This is a genomic window from Rhodosalinus sp. K401, from assembly GCF_041365735.1.
Lineage (GTDB): Bacteria > Pseudomonadota > Alphaproteobacteria > Rhodobacterales > Rhodobacteraceae > Rhodosalinus.
Window position 1 is genome coordinate 229,875 of record NZ_JBGFSI010000001.1, and the last position, 17,683, is coordinate 247,557.

Sequence of the window (17,683 nt, forward strand, 5' to 3'; positions counted from 1 at the left end):
CCTGTCCAATGCAGTCCTGTCGCCGTGCGATGCACTTTAGGCATGGACGTGCCCGGCGAAGCCCCGATCGCCCCGTGGCGGAGGGCGTTCCGCCGCCCCCACTTGCCTTACTTGAAGAAGTTGAACGGTGGGGCCGGCGGCATGCCGCCGTCGAGCTTGCGCGGAAGATCCTCGCGCATCGGCTTGTCGAAGCCGCGGGGGATGTAATACCACGGCACGATCATGTTCTCGTGATAGGCGCGGCCGACGACAGGCCCGTCGAGCGAGCCCTCGTGCAGATACACGGCCCCTTCCCACAGCGCGGTATAATCGGCGAAGCCGATCGCCTGCTGGTTGGGATATTCCGGTGCCACGTAAAAGGTGCCCTGCGGCGTCTCGAGCTTCCCGAAGAGCGGGATATCGACGTTCTCGACGACGGTCGAGGGCCAGGACTTGATCGTGGTCCAGGTCACGGACTCGCCCAGCGCGTATTCCATCCGCCCGTCGGCGTGGATGTAGGCGTAGTTCGTGACCTCCTCGGCTATGGACAGGTCCGGCTTGCGCCAGAAACGCAGGCGGAACATGTCGCCGTTGTCGAGATAGGCGTTCTGCCAGATGTAGTGCCCTTCGAGGTGATCTGGCGTGCGCAGGTTGCCCCACTGGTGCTCCCACCAGGCCAGGCCCTCAACCTCCATCTCGCGGCCGTTGACCGTGACGGAGCCCGAGATCATCATCTTCGGCGCGATCGTGTAATAGGAGATGCCGTAGACCGTCTCCGGGTTGTGGCGGCCCGTGCGCGAGACGTCGTAACCCTCGTTCTCCAGACCCCAGGGCGTGTTGAAGATGTAGCCGGGCGCGTAGACCTTGCCGGTGATGTCCATGCTGAAGGGCACGGAATTGCGAGCGGGCGCGGCGTCGACCACGTTCGCCTTGAAACGCCACGTCTCGTCGGCGGCGCGGTAGCTTTCCTCCATCTCGCCGTGCTCCGGCGTGCCGATGCGATAGCGGAACCAGAAATCCTCCTTGGGCGCGTCGCTCGGCGACCCATCGGCGACGAATTCGCCGGGATAGAGCGTGACGGCCGGCTGGAACTCGCCGGTGCGCAGGTTGTGCAGCGCGAAGAAGACGTTCTTCACAGGGCGTTGCAGCCCCTCGTCCCAGCCCGAGAACAGCGTCATCCTGAAGAGGGTGTAGGGCTCTTCGGTGGCCTTGTCGTAGACGAAAGCGCTGAAATAGTACCATTCGCAGTATTCCGGGCCGCGATAGATCGGGCCGTAATGATAGCGATGATCGCGCGGAAACCTGTAAAGCTCGTGCCTGCTTTCCGTCTCGATACCGTTCAGCGGGCCCTCGCCGAAGGGCGTGGCATTGCCGCTGCCCGCCGGGGTGGGGGATATTCGGGAAAGCCCCATTCGTACTTGCGCGGCGAGCTTTCGCCCTTCACCTGCGCCCAGGCAGAGGCGGGCGCGGCGGTCATTGCCGTGCCGGACGCCAGCAATTTCAGGAGAAGTCTGCGATCCATCTTTCCATTCCTTGGTCTTTCAAGAGAAACCCGGTCGCACCCCCGGACCCATGGCTCCGGAACGGCCAGCTTGCGCCATCTTGATGGCACGCTCCTACTGCTGCACAGCTTTGCGCGCGTCCAATGCGAATTTGTCGCCAAGCGATGCAGTCTCGATATCAGGTCAGGACCGCGTCATCGGCGAAAGCAACGCGCCGCTGCCGGCAGATCGAACGGCCGCGGGCGCTCGTTCACGCGCGCGATCGTGGCGGGCATCGCCTCATGTGCCGGTTCAATTCCGCGATCCTGCGGCACCGACACGCGACAATGTCGTTCCCGCCCGTGCGGTGTCGGTGGAAGAAGGGGCGCCCGGGCCCCTTGCGCGGCGATCGGGCCGCCGGGTACGCAGGTGATGCACCGATGCGTCCCATGCGCGCCTCCGGCGGCACACCCGGGGGCCGCGGACCCGAGGATCATGCCACCTTGGCGACCCCGGTCAGTCGTCGGGGCCGCCCGGCGAGGCGTCGAAGACGGCTGCGGCCGCGGGGTGCAGGGGCGCGGTCAGTCCGGCGCGGCGCATCTTCTCCAGATCGCGCGTGCCGAGCGCCGGCACCTGTTCTGCAAGCGTCTCGTAGCGCGCGATGACCGTGCGCGCGACATGGGCAACGAGATCGTCCGACACCTGCGAACGGGTGACGAGCGTCGCGACGGTCGAGACGGTGCGTACGGGCCTCCTCACCTGTTGGTAGGTGCCCGGCGTGATCGCGTAGGTCTCGAAGTCGGCACTCTTATCGACGAAATCACGCACCGCGGGCCCGTCGATCGAGACGAGTTGCAACTCGCAGAGCTCCAGCAGCTCGGCCAACTGCGCATTCGGATGCCCGATCACGATCAGCGCGGCGTCGATCCGGCCGGCGCAGAGCTCCGGCCCCACGGTCGCGCTGGAAAGCTCGGTGATCCGCCCGAACAGGCCGGTGTCGATCCCGATGGCGCTCAGGACCCTGACATTCGTTCCCCGCCGGGCCGTCGACGGATTGCCGAGGTCCACCGTCTTGCCGGCGAGATCGTTCACCGAACCGATGCCCGCGTCGGTGCGCGCCACGAGGGTGACCGCCTCCGCATAGAGCGACATGACGCTTCGCAGCTCCTTCATCGCCGCTCCGGCGAAGGCTCCGCGACCCTCATGGGCCCGGTGCTGCCAGTCGGACTGGACGAAGGCGAAGTCGAGTTCACCCTTTTCCAGCGCGAGAAGGTTGTATTGCGAGCCCGGCGTCGGCTCGGGGCTGCACCGCAGGTCCGCCGGCCCCTCGCGGTTGATCACGCGGCATATGGCGCGGCCGGCCGCGTAGTAGTTCCCGGTCAGCGCGGCCGTCCCCAGCGTGAAAAAGCGCAGCTGTTCCGCGCCGGCAGGCGGTGCCTGGAACGCGACGGCGACCATCAGGACGAGGGCCGCCGCAACGGGCCGGCACCGGATTGCGCATTCGCTGGCGGGCATGACGCCTCCTGCAAGAACGCCGCGCGCGTGCGCCCGGCACGGGTCCGAACGGATCGTTCGGATTCGAATTTGCCGGCAGCGTCGCCCGAGGTTACGGTCGCCTCACCGACGGAGGCCGATCATGCCCGAGTTCCTTTACTATCTGCCGAGCACCGAACTCGCGCTTCTCTTTACCGCGGTCGCGGTCGCCGCCGTTGCCCTGGGGCTTCTGGTCACGAAACCGCTCATGCGGATCGTCTTCGGAACCGGGCCCGATTTCAACCAGAACCTGGCCTTCGGAGCCTCGGGGTTCAACCTGTTCTATGGCCTGCTGCTTGGCCTGCTCACCGTCTCGGCCTACCAGAACAGCGAGAAGGTCCGGCTGGCGATCCAGTCCGAGGCCCTGGCGATCGGCGGCCTTTACGCCGACATGGAGACCTATCCCGAACCGACGCGCTCGGACATGCGCGAGATGCTGCGGGACTACACGCTATACACGATCCACCGCGACTGGCCGGCCCACCGACAGGGCGCCTTCCTCGACGGCGGCGCGAACCGTGCCGACGCGATGCGGCAACGCCTCGCGCGGTTCGAGCCCGAGGGCGCCGGGCAGACCATCGTCCACGAAGGCGTCATGCAGGGCTTCCGCGAATTCGACGCGGCCCGTGAACGGCGCCTCGCCGGCGTCATCACCGAGATCCCGGACATCCTCTGGTACGCCGTGCTCGTCGGCGCGGCGGTCAATGTCCTCCTTCTGTGCCTGTTGAAGATGCGCCTGCATACGCAGTTCATGGTCGGCACCATCACCTCCTTCTTCCTCGGCGTGATCCTATTCGTCATCGTCATGCTCGACGACCCGCTGCGCGGCGAGGCCGGCCTGGAGCCGACGCCCTTCGCGCTCTTGTGGGAACGGCGGATGCAGTGGGACGAGGGGCTGACATGAGGAACGCGCGGCATGGCTGAATTCACGCAGCGCGAGGTCGAGGGGATGCGCCAGGTGGCGATCGACATCGCCGACGAGACGGTGCGTGCCCGCGCCGGCGCCCTTTCGAACATGTGCGGGCGTATCGAGTTCACCCCGCGCCTGCCGGGCGCCGGCGACTTGTGGCGTTCGCTCTTCACGCGCGAAGCCCGGGTGAGACCGTGGTATCGCGGCACCGGCCGGATCATCCTGCAGCCCTCGCTCTCGGGCTACCATGTCCTTCACGTCGCGAAGGGAGAGCGATGGTTGCTCGAGCCTGGCGTCTACTGGGCGTCGGAAGGCTCCGTCAGGCTGGGCCTTTCACGAGAGCCGCTCTTCGCCAGCCTCCGGGCGGGCGACGGGCTGCTGAACTGGAAGACGACGCTCACCGGCCCGGGTCAGGTCGCGATCAACGCCCCCGGCCCGGTGGAGACGATCGACATCGATGGCGAGTTCCGGGTGCAGGGTCGCCTGGTGCTGGGCCGCACGGCCGGGCTGCGCTTCCGGTCCGTCCGCTCCGCCCGGTTCCCGCGCAACTTCATTTCCGGGCAGAAACGTCTGCGTCTCTTCGAGGGGACCGGAAAGGTGATGATCGCCTGGACGCCATACTGGCACCAGTACATGTTCAACCGCATGACCGGGGAGGACATCGAAAGCTCGATCTTCGAATGAGCCCGGCCTTCGGTCGGGCCTGCCGCCCGGCGCGGCGCCCGCCGGCAAGCGGTGTCACGGCGGTGCCGCGCGACATCCCCGACAACCGGTTGCGCCGTGCGCGGATCGCGCCGGCGCACGCCGTTGCCATGGGTGATGGCAAACCCGTCCCTGCCCCCTCGACCGTGGCTTTCCTGGCTTTCGGGGCGCGACGGCACCTTCCGCGTGCCGGTCAGAAGAAAGGGGCCGCCCGATCTTTCCGTCCACCCTGCGCCCGCGACGGCGCCGGACGTGCCTACCGGGCCACGACCGGGCGCGCCAGAGGCGGACGGATCGCAGGCGGGGTCGCGATACGGGGGGTCGGGCGCGGTACGGTGGCGATGGGCGGGACCGGCCGGGGTGCCGTCGCGATCGGGGGAACGGCCTGCCCCGGGGGATCCGGGCGCACGGGACGATCCGGGCGATGGTCGTGATGGTAGTAATGGTTCCAGAACAAGGCGTCGTCGTAGCCGTAAGAGATCCCGACGCCCACCCCGTCGCAGGCGGCCAGCCCGAACGCCGCACCGGTGAGCGCGGCGAAAATCGCGGAGCGACGCATCATTCCGGCCATCTGGACCTCTCCTTCCATCAGCGTGCGGCGCGGAACGAGGCGAACACCCCGTTCAGCACCTCTGCGAAGGCCGGATCGACGCCGGCCTCCAGAACGGCGGCGGCAATGGCGACGCGCCCGCCCGGCAGATCGATGGCCGCGACCGTGAATTGCAACGCCCGGCCGTCGCGACGCCCACGTCCGGCAAACACCTCCGCCGGGCGTCCCCCGATCCGCCGTGGCACGGGCTCGGTGGTCCTGGCCTCGAGCGCGAGGAACCGGCCCAGCTGGCCGAGATAGCCGCGGGCCTCGGCCAGGTCCCCCAACCCGGGAGGCGAGATGAAGCCAAGCCACGCCCCCTCGTCGACGGTCGGCTGCAACGCCAGCACCCGCGGGACGTCGGCGGGCACCGCGCCATCGGACGGCGCGATCCGGCGGCTGCCGCCGGTGCGTACGGACCAGAAGTCCGGAACCTCGACGGTGAAAAGGGCGCGCCCGTCTTCCACGTAAGTGACAGGCGTCTGCGCCTCCGCGCCCGCGCCCGCCATGAGCATCGCAGCCGTGAGTCCGAGACCGGTTTTCATCGCTGATGCCTCCAATCGATTGCGCCCGGTCGATGGACGGGGCCGTGCAAACATCCATCTGGATCCGGCGCCGCCGGCGCACATGCCCGGCACGAGGGCACCGGGCACTTCCCCTTGCGGGGACGCGGCGGCGCCGGAGAGACCCGGACGCTGGGGATTTGCGTCCGGGATCAGGGGATCAGAGTTCGGGCGTCCAGGGCCCGTTCTCGTCTTCGGGCAGGCCGCGCGAGATCGGCGGACCCATCGAGTGGTCGGTGCCGTCGTCGTAGGACCCCGTGAACATGATCATCTCGCAGAAGCCGGTCGCCACGACGGGGCCGTCCGGCCCGCCGTCGCGCAGCTGGATCACGCCTTCGATATAGGGGCCGGCGAAACCGAGGCCCTCCTGCTCCTCGAGCGTTGGCTCGTACCAGTAGGTGCCGTTCGGCGTCTCGATCCGGCCATACCAGGGATACACCTTGCCCGATTTCGGCGAGGTCCACATGCGCTCGGGGATGAGCTTGAAGGCCGGGCCGAAGGCATAGCTGCGCTCGAAGGTCTCGCCGTCCATGTGGAAGTAGCGGTTCACGCCGTAGTTCGGATTCCGGAAATCCTCGCCTTCGTAGTACTGGCGGAAGGTCATCAGGTCTCCGCTCTCCTCGAAGCGGAACCAGGCCCAGAAATAGCGATACTGGTAGGTGTTGCGGAAGTTGCCCCACTGGTGCTCGAACCAGCCGGTGCCCTCGAAACGGACCGTGCGGCCGGCCACTTCGAGCTCGCCCGACGAGGCCATGTCGGGTGCGGTGTAGTAGTAGGTCAGGCCGTACATCGTTTCCGGGTTCTGGCGCTCCTGCGGATCGACCCCGATGCTTTCCAGACCCCAATAGGCCATCGGCGCATAGCCCGGCGCCCGGGCCTGCGACGTCATCGACAGGCGGAACGGTTCGTTCCAGTCATCCTTCTCGGTGGTATACCCTCCGAATTCCCAGGTTTCGTTGGCGTGCGTATAGGCCGTCGTGAAACCGCTCTTGCCGTCGTCGATCTCGTAGCGGAAGTGGAAATCCTCCGCGTCCGGGCCCGAGCCTTCCGTGGTCATCGGCCCCGTGATGTAGAGCAGCGCGGTGTGGAACTCGCCGGTGTCGAGGTTGTGGAAGGCGAAGAGCACGTTGTGCAGCGGCCGGCCCTCCCTGGCGACCCAGCCCTGGCTGAGCGGCACCCAGAACACCGAGATGCGCTCGCCGGTGTCGAGGTCACGACCGAGAACCGTGATGTAATGCCACTCGTTGAAATCGTTGGTCTGGTAGAATTCGCCGCCATGCCACGCGTGATCGCGCGGCAGCGAATAGAGCGCCTGCCCGCTCGACGTCTCGATGCCCGGACCTTGCAGGGGCGGCTGCCCGTCCTGGGCGCGGGCGGGCGCGCTCGTGGATGCCAGCGTTCCGGCGAATGCGCCGGACCCTAGCGCAAAGCCGGTGACGGGCGCGGATTTCAGCAAGGTGCGGCGGGTCAGGCCGCTGCCCGCCGGCGCGCCGCGATTGGTGCTTGCAGTCATGATGAGTCTGGCTCCCAGCTAAATCGGTCAAGGGCCGCGCGCGGTCGGCTGAGCGTTGCAAGCCGGAAGGGCGCACCCCGGACAGGCTTCTCTCGTGCGCGGTCGGGACTGTCCAATTCCCAATTCCGTCCGTGTGATGCACACCCTGCATGGGTCCGAGCCGGCCATGCGGGCGTTTTCCCAGGGGACGGGGCGGGACGCGCCCTCTCGCTTCCGCGTTGCAACCGCAGTTCCGGCAAGGAACGCCGGGGCCATCACGAGCGCCGGCCGCCGGCGCGCGTCGCCATGGCCCCGGGCAGTCAAGGGACGGCACAGCCCGCGCGCCGGGACCGCGAACGCAGGTTCGCTGCCGCTTGCCGGGGATCTGGTCGGGGAGTAACAGGTTGCGCTATGCCCCCTGTCCAATGCAGTCTGGCCCCGTTGTGATACATGCGCTGCATCAATGAGATCCGTCCGGGACCTCCGGATCGTTCGTTCCCTCGCCCTGCATCGGAACTTTGCGCGGGCGGCCGATGAACTCGGGATGAGCCAGCCGAACCTGAGCCGCGCCCTGAGGAGCCTCGAAGACTCCGTCGGCATGCCGCTCTTCGACCGGAGCCGCACCTCCGTCACGCCAACCGTTGCCGCAGAGATCGTTCTGCAGCGTTGCGACGCGCTGATTGCGGGTTTCGACGATCTCGCGCAGACGCTCGAGCTGAAACGCAACGAGGACCAGCGCGGCTTCCGCGTCTCGGTCGGCCCGTTCGCGGCCGAGGCCGTCGGGCTTGAAAGCTTCGCCGACCACGCCGGAACGAGCCGGATCTCGCTTGGCCGGCTCGTGGTGCGCGACTGGCGGACCTGTCTCGAAGACGTGCTCGACGGCCGCAGCGATCTCGCCATCACCGACACGCGGTCGGCTGCCGATCGCCCGGGACTCGCGACCGAAACGCTCGGAGGCGGTCCGGTGTCGTTCTTCTGTCATTGGCGCCATCCCCTCGCCCAGCGGTCCGACGTCGGGTGGGACGACATCATGCGCTTTCCCTGGGCCCTGACGCTGATGCAGGGACGCTGGCTCGATCTTCTGCCGCAGGATCTCGGGGCGGCGGGACGGCGCGACCCCGAGACCGGCGACTTCGTTCCCGCGATCTGCGTCGACAGCTTTTCAGCCATGACGGCCGCCGTCCGCAACGAACGCGCGATCAGCGCCGCGCCACCGGCTTTCATCCGCGACGAGATCGAACGCGGCGACTTCGTGACGCTGCCCGTCGAAGAGCCATGGATGCGCATGGAATACGGGCTGGTCTGGCATGCCGAAAGGTCGTGGCCGCGCACCCTCGTTCGCTTCGTCGACACCCTGCGGGTGACACAGGCCCGGCAAAAGACGCTACTGAATCCGGGGGCATAGGGCCTGACGCTCATGCCGGCGGGCCCGCTTCGAAGGGGGCAAGCCCGAGCGAGCCCGCTGGCGCCGTCCACCGATCCGCGCGGCCGCCGCATCCCCCTGACCTGGCCTTTCCAGATCGGCGGACGGTGACGCCCGCCGCCCTTGCGGCCGAACGGATCCTTCGGCGCCCTTCCGCCCGAACGTCGCATCGTGACGGCGCGCGCGCTCATGCATGACACGCATCACCGGAGCGGAATTCCGCATTGGACCGGCGAACGGCTTCATGGGACGCGTCAGCCCGATCTCTGGCCGTTTCCAAAGCAAGGCCGCGTTCCGGAAGACGGACGCGCGCCGCGCAACAGATCGAAACGGCGCATCCGACAGGCAAAAAGGACTGGCGAAATGGACCGAAGGCTTCTTCTGCAATTGCTTGCCACGGGGGGTGCAATGACCGCCGCGCCGGCCTCCGTATGGGCCGCCGGGCAAACCTCACGCGGAATGACGCGCCACCCGACGCCGGGTGACAAGGGAAGCCTGCCGCTCTCCAGCCGGGAAAGCCTGCTGGCAGAGCTGGAAGAATTGCAAGCCGCCACGCAGGCCCGAAGACGCCGCTATTGCCATCTGACGCAGCCGAATTGGCCGGACGGTGCGAGGATCGCAGTGAATTTCACGTTCGATGTCGACCATGTCCTGAGTCGCACGGCGAATGACGAGCCGCCCATGCAGGTCGCCAAGGGCGAATTCGGTGGTCGCGTGGGGGCATGGCGCACGCTCGAACTGCTCGACCGTCACGGCATCGTCGGAACCTTCTTCACGCCCGGGCGTAGCGTGGATCTCTACCCGTCCGTTCTTCGCGAGATCGCCGAACGGGGCCACGAATTCGCGGATCACATGTGGGAGCATTACGTGCCGGCCGATCCCGTCGTTCAGCGCGACCACATGCTGAGAACCCGCGACGTGCTGACCGAACTGGCCGGCCGTCCGCCCGTGGGCACCCGTAGCAGTTATCCGGACGCCCTCGTTCTTGAGATGGGTTACATCTACAATTCGCACGGCTTCGCCTCTCCTCTTCCCTTCAAGGTGAGGCGGGACGGCAAGGAACTGCTCAATCTGTCCGTCCATCTGGCGATCGACGATGCCATGTATTTCAATTACGGCTGGATCGGCAGCGCCGCCTCGGCGCAGCGTCTTTCCGACCAGGACCTCGTGCTGGATATCTGGTGGCAGGCCTTTCAGCAGCAATATGAAGCGGGCGGCTACCTGAACATCGCCCTGCATCCCTTCATCATCGGTCACTCCGCGCGCATCGCGATGCTCGACGAGTTGATCACCCGAATGAAGAGCCTGCCCGGCGTGTGGTTCGCCAATTCCGAGGACGTCGCGCGCCACTGTCTCGCCCTTCCGTCCGAAGCCTTCGCCTGCAACGAGGAGTGACGCCGTTATGCCATGGAAATCAGGTTACACCATCTCGGACGAGATCGCCCTCGCGGACGACGAGATCGTCTGGCCCTCGGACAAGCGCTGTGCGGTCAACGTCACGGTGGCGCTGAGCACCGCGATCATGCCCGAAGGTCTTCTTGCCAGGGATCTGTCGGGGGACGATGCGGAGCTGGCCTTCGGTGCGGGGCTCGATGCGCTGCTGGACGTCCTCGATCGCTTCGACATTCGCGCGACATTCGCGGTCCCCGCGGTGATCGCCGCGGTCGAAGCGGACCGGGTTCGCCAGCTGGCCGAGGCCGGCCACGAGATTGCCGCGCTCGGCTTTCGGCATGAGGACCCGACGGAGCTTCCGCCGGACGTGGAGCGCGTGCGCCTCAGGGCGACTGCTTACGCCATCGGCGAAACCACGGGGAACGCCCCGGCCGGATGGTATGGCCTGCCCCGCCAGGGCGACAGGTATGCCGCGGGCTCGGTCAGCCCCAATACCGTCGATCTGCTGATAGACGAAGGATTCGAATATCTCGGAAACGGCATGGCGGACGATACGCCGCATTATTGGGTCACGGACCCCGAGCCGCCAAAGGCACTGGTCACGATGCCGTATTCCTATCATTCCGATGACCAGTTCTTTCTTCAGTTTCCGCCCCTCGCCCTGCGCGGCGGGTCCGGGATCGAGCACCCCGAGGTTCTTGCAAGCAATTGGCGTTCCGCTTTCGCGGCCCAATACGACAGAGGGCGCATGTTCACCATGACGCTGCACCCTCACATCATCGGGACGTTGCATCGGATAAGGATGCTCGAGGAGTTTCTCGCATCCGTGACGGAAAACGAAGACGTCTGGATCGCCACGGCGAAGCAGTGCGCCGATCACTGGCGCGCACAACATCCGCCGGAAACGCATTTGCGGCTCGAGCCCTCGATCTGGACGGAGTGAGCCGGGCCAAGCCGAAGTGAAACGAGAGCGGATGCGGCCGCGTATCGTGACTTTTCCGGAATGCGGCCTTGCCTTGCCGCGGCCGCATTCCGGCATTTCGCAGCGTGTTTCGCCAGCGCCACCGAAGCCGTTTCGGCGAGGGCTCTGAAATCCGTGGACCGGCGCCGAGCCCGTCTTTTTCGACCAGGCAACTGACTTGAAAAGCCCCGTCACGGAAACCGCCGCGGGGGAGCGAAAGGGATGACATGAGCAGAATCGATGCGAGAGTGGGCCCGGGCCTGACCTTCGCGGCCGTCATCGCTGGCACGTCCGCCGGCGCACAGACGTTCGAGAACGACACCGGCGGATCGGTCCGCTTCTACGGGCAGGCGAGCCCCTCCTACCTGAGTTTCGACGACGGCGAGGAGACGACCGGCAAGATCGTCGACAATTCCAACTCCAACACCCGGTTCGGATTTGCCGTGACCCAGCCGATGTCTGACGGCGACCTTGTCTTCACCTTCGAGACGGGGCTCGGGTTCCGCCAAAGCGCTCTGCTCTCGCAGTCCAACACGCCCCCGACGCTCGACTGGCGCAGGACCGCCCTTCGCCGGCTCGAGGCCGCCTACACCGCCGACTTCGGGACACTGGCGATCGGTCAGGGGTTCATGGCGACCGACAATGTCGCGACACTCGATCCGTCGGGCACGGCGCTCGTCGTCTCGGTCGGGGTTTCGGACGCGGCCTTTGCATTCCGCGAAAAGTCCGGCGCACTTTCCGACGTCCGCGTCATCGACGCATTCAAGGAGTTCGATGGCGCGCGCCTGTTCAGGATCCGCTACGATACGCCGACCTATTCGGGTTTTTCCGGGGCGGTATCCTACGGGCGAAACGTGCTGGCCGAAGACGACGACACGGACTACTACGACATCGCGCTTCGCTGGTCCGGCACGCAGGGCGACTTCGCGCTGGCCGCGGCGGCGGGCTATGCCTGGGAAGACGAAGGCAACAGCAGGGCCCCCGGACTGAAACCGGGCGACGTCACGACGAACGAGCGCTACTCGGGTTCCTTCTCGCTGCTTCACACGCCGACCGGCCTCAATCTCAGCGCCTCGGCCGGGGGAGATCCCGACGGCGGCAACTACGGCTTCGTGAGGGCCGGATGGGTTTACGATGTCACGTCGCAGGGTCCGACCGCCCTCGCGGTCAGCTACTACGGCGGAAGCGACGTGGCCGAGGAAAACTCGTCGTCCGAGGGGGTCGGCTTCGCGGCGATGCAGACCTTCACCGATCTCGATCTCGACGTGTATCTGGGGTACCGGGAATACTACTACGACGACGATGCCGCATCCTACCAGGATGCAAGCTCGGTCTTCCTCGGCGCGCGCTTCAAGTTCTGACACCGCGGAAAAGCACGGAGACGCGCTCCGCCATGACCGGGCGCGGCGAAACGGGGCGGCGACGGGTGTTCCCGGCGTTCGTCCTGCCCTGCGGGGATGATCGGGGCCCCTCGCCGCCCATCGGCGGCGTCGCGCGCGCCCGGACGGCCCGCGCAGCCGGGCCGGGGCGGTGAGACGCCGGAGAGGTCAGCCGATACCAAAGCGAGGTCGTGCAGCCGCGGGCATTCGCCGCCGCCCGACCGGCTGACGGTGCGTCCGCCCTGATGTCGGACCCCTCTGACACCCGCGGAGGTGCCGACCTGCCGTGACGGCCCCGAGATGCCTCGCGCAAGGATCACGGCGTCCTTTCGACAGGGGTAGCCCGCAGGATCCGGGCAGGCGCGCCGAAACATGGAGCGGAGGCGGCCACGCGCACCTTGAAAGTTTTCCTAACCGCTCAGGAAAGAAGTTTTAGATATGTGTTAGAAAAGATTACCGTTACCTTTCTGTTGCAATCGAAAGGAGCGGACCTTGAACGATTCGACAGGGCAGATGACGGTGCAGGTCTGGCGCGGACGCGGTGATGATGGCGATTTCGCGTCCTACGAGGTGCCCCGGCGCGACAGCCAGACCGTGCTGGACGTGGTCTCGTGGGTGCAGCAATACGCCGACCCGTCGCTGTCCTACCGCTTCGCCTGCCGGGTCGGCATGTGCGGCAGTTGCGCGATGATGGTGAACGGGCGCCCGCGCTGGACCTGCCGGACGCATGTGGACAAGGTGGCCGAGAACGGCCGGCTGGAGATCGCGCCGCTGCGCAACCTGCCGGTGGTGAAGGATCTCGTCGTGGACATGGCCCCGTTCTTCGACAAGTGGATCGAGGCCGAGGGCGTCTTCCACCCCTCGGCGACCCGCGAGGACGAGATCCCCCGCATCGACCCGGAGAGCGAACTGCGCCTCACCGCCGACCAGGCGACCGAATGCATCAACTGCGCGGTCTGCTATGCCGCCTGCGACGTGGTGTCCTCGAACCCCGACTACCTCGGCCCCGCCGCGCTCAACCGCGCCTGGAGCCTCGTCAACGACGAGAAGGACGGTGCGCGCGCCGCCCGGCTCGACGCGGTGTCCGGACCGGGCGGCTGCCACAACTGCCACTCGCACCAGAGCTGTGTCGAGTACTGCCCGAGCGAACTGGTCCCCACCGCCTCCATCGCCGGTCTGAAACGGGAAACGACCCGACGGCTCCTCGGCCTGGGGAGGCGCTGACATGCTGGACGTCAGGCTCTATCTGCTGCAACGGATCAGCGCGCTGGTCATGGTCCCGCTCGTGCTGGGGCACATCGCGGTGATGATCTACGCCGTTCAGGGCGGGCTCAGTGCGGCGGAAATCCTCGGCCGCACCAGCGGCAGCGTGTTCTGGGCGCTCTTCTACGGTCTTTTCGTCGTCGCGGTCTCCCTCCACGCCGCGATCGGCCTGCGCGTGATCGCGTACGAGACGCTGGGGCTTGCGGGCGGAGGCCTGCGCGCCCTGACCTGGGGCGTCGGGGGCATCCTTCTCGCCATGGGGCTTTACGCCGTCTTCGCCGTGGTGGCGGCATGAGACGCCCGCACCGCTCTCACCCGCTCTGGTACGCGTTCGTGCTGCACCGCGTCTCCGGGCTCGCGCTGGCGCTCTTCCTGCCGGCGCATTTCCTGATCCTGTCGCTGGCACTGACCTCTCCCGCCGCGCTCGACGGGTTCCTTCGTTGGACCGATTTCACCATGGTCAAGATCGCGGAGTTCGGGCTGGTGTTCCTGCTCGCGGCGCATCTCTTCGGCGGGCTGCGGCTGCTCGCCCTCGAGCTTCTGCCCTGGTCGCCCCGCCAGAAGGCGCTGGCCGCCGGCGCGGTGGCGGGATCGGTCTTCGTCTCCGGCACCTTTTTCCTGAACGCGGTGTGACGCCATGCTCGACAGGCACGACACGGATATCCTGATCATCGGCGCGGGCGGCGCGGGCCTCTTCGCGGCGCTCCATGCCCAGCGCGCCGCGCCCGACCGCAAGGTGACGATCGCGGTGAAGGGTCTGCTTGGAAAATGCGGCTGCACGCGCATGGTGCAGGGCGGGTACAACGTGGCGCTCGGCCATGGGGACAGCGTCGAGCGGCATTTCATGGACACGATCCGCGGCGGCAAGTGGCTGCCGAACCAGGACATGGCCTGGCGGCTGTGCAAGACCGCCGTGGAACGCATCACCGAGCTGGAGAACGAGGTCGGCTGCTTCTTCGACCGCAACACCGACGGCACGCTGCACCAGAAGGCCTTCGCCGGCCAGACCGCGGATCGCACCGTGCACAAGGGCGACCTGACCGGCATCGAGATCATCAACCGCCTGATGGAGCAGGTGCTCGCCCGCCCCGTCGAACGGATGGAGGAGCACCGCGCCGTGGGGCTGATCCCCGCCAGGGGCGGCGACGGGCTCGCCGGCGTGCTCTTCATCGACATCCGCACCGGGCGCTTCCGGTTCGTTCGCGCCAGGACGGTGCTTCTGGCCACGGGGGGCGGGCCGACGATGTACCGCTATCACACGCCCTCCGGCGACAAGTCGATGGACGGGCTGGCCATGGCGCTGCGCGCGGGCCTTCCGCTGCGCGACATGGAGATGGTGCAGTTCCATCCCACCGGGCTTCTCGCCGGCGAGGGCACCAGGATGACCGGAACGGTTCTCGAGGAGGGGCTGCGCGGCGCCGGCGGCCACCTGCTGAACGGTCACGGCGCGCGCTTCATGTTCGACTACGACGACAAGGGCGAACGGGCGACGCGCGACGTGGTCAGCCGGGCGATCTACGCCGAGATGCGCAAGAGCAACGCCTCGCCCTCGGGCGGTGTCTACATCTCGATGGCGCATCTCGGCCCCGACAATGTCCGCCAGAAGTTCAAGGGCATGGTCAAGCGCTGCGCCGACAGCGGCTTCGATCTGGCCGCGGGCCGGGTCGAGGTCGTGCCCACAGCGCATTATTTCATGGGCGGCATCGTCGTCGACCCGGACACGCGCACCGACATGCCCGGCCTCTTCGTCGCCGGAGAGGACGCCGGCGGCGCCCACGGCTCCAACCGGCTGGGCGGCAACGGGGTCGCCAACTCAACCGTCTATGGCGGCATCGCGGGCGACGTGATGGCCGCCGAGGCGCGCCGGGACGGGGCGCTGCGCGATCCCGACGAGGCCGCGATCGAGGCGGAGATCGCGCGCGCGCGCCATCCGCTGGGACGCAAGCCGGCGCCCGTGCAGCCGCTGCGTGACGGGCTGATGGACGCGATGTGGGAGGATGTGGGCGTCCTGCGCACGGCCGAGCGGCTGGAACGCGGGCTGGCGCAGGTGCGCGAGATCGGCGCCGAACTGCAGGAGACGGGCGTCGCGGGCGATGACCTCGGCTTCAACCTGACCTGGCACGACTGGCTGAACCTGCGCAGCCTCGTCGAGATTTCAGAGGTGATCGGCACCGCCGCGCTCTGGCGCGAAAACTCGCGCGGCGCGCATTTCCGCGAAGATTTCCCCGAAACCGGCGAACTGGAAACCTCCTATTTCACCGTGGCCCGCGCGGGGGCTTCGGGGCTCGATGTCTCGCGGGAGGACGTGGAGTTTTCCATCGTCCGCCCCGGCGAGTCGCTTCTGGAGGAGGACGCCGAGACCATGGTGGCAGCGCAATGATATCCATAGACCTCATCGAGAAGACGGCCGTCGAACTGATGCAGCGGGCGGCCATCGAGATCCCGGACGACTACCTCGAAGGGCTGAAGAAGACCGCGGCCGCGGAAGACGGCGACCTGTCCTCCTTCGTGCTTCAGGCCATGCTCGAGAACTACGAGGCCGCCAAGGAAGATCGCCGCGCCATGTGCGGCGACACCGGGTGTCCGCGCTGGTATGTCAAGATGGGCAACGACACCCGGATCGAGGGCGGTCCCGTCGCGCTGGAGACGGCGCTGCGCCGCGCCACCGCGGCGTCCACGGACGGTGTGCCGCTCCGGCCCAACCGGGTCCATCCGCTCTGGCGCACCGACCACGACAACAATGTCGGCATCGGCGCGCCCGAGATCGAATACGGCTTCGAGCCCGGGGGCGAATGGATCGACCTCATCACGGTGCACAAGGGCGGGCTCTTCGGCACCGACTACCGGATGCTCTTTCCCAGCGACGGCATCGAGGGGATCAAGCGGTTCTACCTCGACTGCCTCGTGGCCTTCGGCAAGCGCGGGCTCGCCTGCCAGCCGGCGATCATCGGCATCGGCCTCGGCGGGTCCAAGGACACCTGCATGGTGCTGGGAAAGCGCGCGGCCTGCCTGCGCACGGTGGGCGACCGCAACCCGGACCCGAAGATCGCGGAGCTGGAGGAAGAGTTCAAGGAACTGGGTAATTCCATCGGCATGGGCGCGATGGGGTTCGTCGGCAAGTCGATGGTCGTCGATTGCCACATCGAGGTCGGCTACTGCCACACAGGCGGCATGCAGATGAGCGTTCACGCCTTCTGCCTGTCGTCGAGACGCGCGGTGGCGCGCGTCCATGCCGACGGGCGGGTCGAATACCGCACCGACCCGCAATGGTTCACGGATTTTCAACGCCGGGAGACGGTCGAATGGAAGGCACCGGAGGACAACCGACAAAGGTCCGCCTGAGCACAAACCCCTCTCGCGAGGCGTTGGAGGCGCTCAACATCGGCGACATCGTGTTTCTGGACGGGGTCGTCTACACGGCGCGGGAAGGCGTCTACAAGCGCGCCTGCGAGGACGGCGAGGCGCTTCCGCTGGACCTGCCCGCCGAAAGCGCGGCGAATTTCCACTGCTCGCCCGCCGCCGCGCAGGCCGAGGACGGCGCGCTGCGCATGGGCGCGGTCACGGCGACGGCCTCGTTCCGCTTTTCGAAATGGATCGGCAAGTGGTTCGAGATATCAGGCGCGAAACTGATCCTAGGAAAGGGCGGCATGAGCGCCGAGGACTACCGCACGCATTTCGTTCCGAACGGCGCGATCTACCTCACCACGGTCGGCTACGGGACCGGCGCCCTTCTCGGGCGCGGGGTGAAGCGTGTCCGCGCTCTTCACTGGCGTGAAGAGCTTGGCCTCGCTCAGGCCATGTGGGTGATCGAGGTGGAGAATTTCGGCCCGTTCATCGTCGAGAGCGACCTCAAGGGCAACAGCCTGTTCGAACGCGAAAACGAAAGGATCCGTGCCAATCTCGACGCGGTCTACGAGGGCACGCGCCCGGCGGTACTCAAGCGCTTCGGCGAGACGGATGATCGCGGCGACGAGGTGATCTGAGCCGGCGCCGAGGGAACGGCGCGCACACGCGGC

At 67.1% G+C, this 17,683-nt stretch carries 18 protein-coding genes; 13 read left to right on the forward strand and 5 right to left on the reverse strand.

The genetic code is table 11. From position 1 onward, the window contains the following. Window positions 1-107: 107 nt before the first annotated feature. Complete coding sequence (locus AB6A66_RS01125; protein WP_371054444.1) at window positions 108-1,391, reverse strand: lipocalin-like domain-containing protein; 1,284 nt, start codon at window positions 1,389-1,391, stop codon at window positions 108-110. A gap of 585 nt (window positions 1,392-1,976) precedes the next feature. Continuing rightward, window positions 1,977-2,975, reverse strand: a complete 999-nt coding sequence (locus tag AB6A66_RS01130) for a TAXI family TRAP transporter solute-binding subunit (protein WP_371054445.1) — start codon at window positions 2,973-2,975, stop codon at window positions 1,977-1,979. Between the two features lie 121 nt (window positions 2,976-3,096). On the opposite strand from AB6A66_RS01130, the gene AB6A66_RS01135 reads away from it, so the two are divergent. Next, a complete protein-coding gene (locus AB6A66_RS01135) occupies window positions 3,097-3,897 on the forward strand; it encodes a hypothetical protein (RefSeq protein WP_371037774.1) in 801 nt (266 codons plus the stop codon). Window positions 3,898-3,909: 12 nt separating this feature from the next. Continuing rightward, window positions 3,910-4,587 carry an AIM24 family protein gene (locus AB6A66_RS01140; RefSeq protein WP_371054446.1) on the forward strand — a complete coding sequence of 226 codons (678 nt, stop codon included), beginning with the start codon at window positions 3,910-3,912 and terminating at the stop codon, window positions 4,585-4,587. A 274-nt stretch (window positions 4,588-4,861) separates the two neighbouring features. Here the strand turns inward: AB6A66_RS01140 and AB6A66_RS01145 are convergent, their stop codons facing one another. The 3 genes from AB6A66_RS01145 to AB6A66_RS01155 form a co-directional block, all read right to left on the reverse strand. Beyond that, window positions 4,862-5,176, reverse strand: a complete 315-nt coding sequence (locus tag AB6A66_RS01145) for a hypothetical protein (protein ID WP_371037776.1) — start codon at window positions 5,174-5,176, stop codon at window positions 4,862-4,864. 17 nt (window positions 5,177-5,193) lie between these two features. Then, window positions 5,194-5,739 (reverse strand): hypothetical protein, encoded by a 546-nt coding sequence (locus tag AB6A66_RS01150; RefSeq protein ID WP_371054447.1) that lies wholly within the window; start codon window positions 5,737-5,739, stop codon window positions 5,194-5,196. Window positions 5,740-5,917: 178 nt separating this feature from the next. Continuing rightward, window positions 5,918-7,270: a lipocalin family protein gene (locus tag AB6A66_RS01155; protein ID WP_371054448.1), complete on the reverse strand. Its 1,353-nt coding sequence runs from the start codon at window positions 7,268-7,270 to the stop codon at window positions 5,918-5,920. A 442-nt stretch (window positions 7,271-7,712) separates the two neighbouring features. On the opposite strand from AB6A66_RS01155, the gene AB6A66_RS01160 reads away from it, so the two are divergent. The 11 genes from AB6A66_RS01160 to AB6A66_RS01210 all read left to right on the forward strand — a co-directional run bounded on the left by AB6A66_RS01160 (window position 7,713) and on the right by AB6A66_RS01210 (window position 17,650). Further along, entirely contained in the window at window positions 7,713-8,654 is a 942-nt protein-coding gene (locus AB6A66_RS01160) for a LysR family transcriptional regulator (protein WP_371054449.1), read from the forward strand. Window positions 8,655-8,865: 211 nt separating this feature from the next. Continuing rightward, window positions 8,866-9,084 carry a hypothetical protein gene (locus AB6A66_RS01165; RefSeq protein WP_371054450.1) on the forward strand — a complete coding sequence of 73 codons (219 nt, stop codon included), beginning with the start codon at window positions 8,866-8,868 and terminating at the stop codon, window positions 9,082-9,084. Beyond that, entirely contained in the window at window positions 9,081-10,067 is a 987-nt protein-coding gene (locus AB6A66_RS01170; RefSeq protein WP_371054451.1) for a polysaccharide deacetylase family protein, read from the forward strand. Before AB6A66_RS01165 ends, AB6A66_RS01170 begins: the two co-directional genes overlap by 4 nt. A gap of 106 nt (window positions 10,068-10,173) precedes the next feature. Then, a complete protein-coding gene (locus tag AB6A66_RS01175; RefSeq protein ID WP_371054452.1) occupies window positions 10,174-11,007 on the forward strand; it encodes a polysaccharide deacetylase family protein in 834 nt (277 codons plus the stop codon). 245 nt (window positions 11,008-11,252) lie between these two features. Continuing rightward, a complete protein-coding gene (locus AB6A66_RS01180) occupies window positions 11,253-12,386 on the forward strand; it encodes a porin (protein WP_371037782.1) in 1,134 nt (377 codons plus the stop codon). Between the two features lie 531 nt (window positions 12,387-12,917). After that, on the forward strand, window positions 12,918-13,628 hold the full coding sequence (locus AB6A66_RS01185; protein ID WP_371054658.1) for a succinate dehydrogenase/fumarate reductase iron-sulfur subunit: 711 nt from the start codon (window positions 12,918-12,920) through the stop codon (window positions 13,626-13,628). A gap of 1 nt (window position 13,629) precedes the next feature. Then, window positions 13,630-13,962, forward strand: a complete 333-nt coding sequence (locus AB6A66_RS01190) for a succinate dehydrogenase (RefSeq protein WP_371037783.1) — start codon at window positions 13,630-13,632, stop codon at window positions 13,960-13,962. Then, a complete protein-coding gene (locus AB6A66_RS01195) occupies window positions 13,959-14,300 on the forward strand; it encodes a succinate dehydrogenase (protein WP_371037784.1) in 342 nt (113 codons plus the stop codon). Before AB6A66_RS01190 ends, AB6A66_RS01195 begins: the two co-directional genes overlap by 4 nt. A gap of 4 nt (window positions 14,301-14,304) precedes the next feature. After that, complete coding sequence (locus AB6A66_RS01200; protein ID WP_371054453.1) at window positions 14,305-16,047, forward strand: L-aspartate oxidase; 1,743 nt, start codon at window positions 14,305-14,307, stop codon at window positions 16,045-16,047. Beyond that, window positions 16,044-17,009, forward strand: a complete 966-nt coding sequence (locus AB6A66_RS01205; protein ID WP_371054454.1) for a fumarate hydratase — start codon at window positions 16,044-16,046, stop codon at window positions 17,007-17,009. Before AB6A66_RS01200 ends, AB6A66_RS01205 begins: the two co-directional genes overlap by 4 nt. Beyond that, entirely contained in the window at window positions 16,970-17,650 is a 681-nt protein-coding gene (locus AB6A66_RS01210) for a fumarate hydratase C-terminal domain-containing protein (protein WP_371037787.1), read from the forward strand. The genes AB6A66_RS01205 and AB6A66_RS01210 overlap by 40 nt, the downstream gene beginning before the upstream one ends. Window positions 17,651-17,683 lie beyond the last annotated feature (33 nt).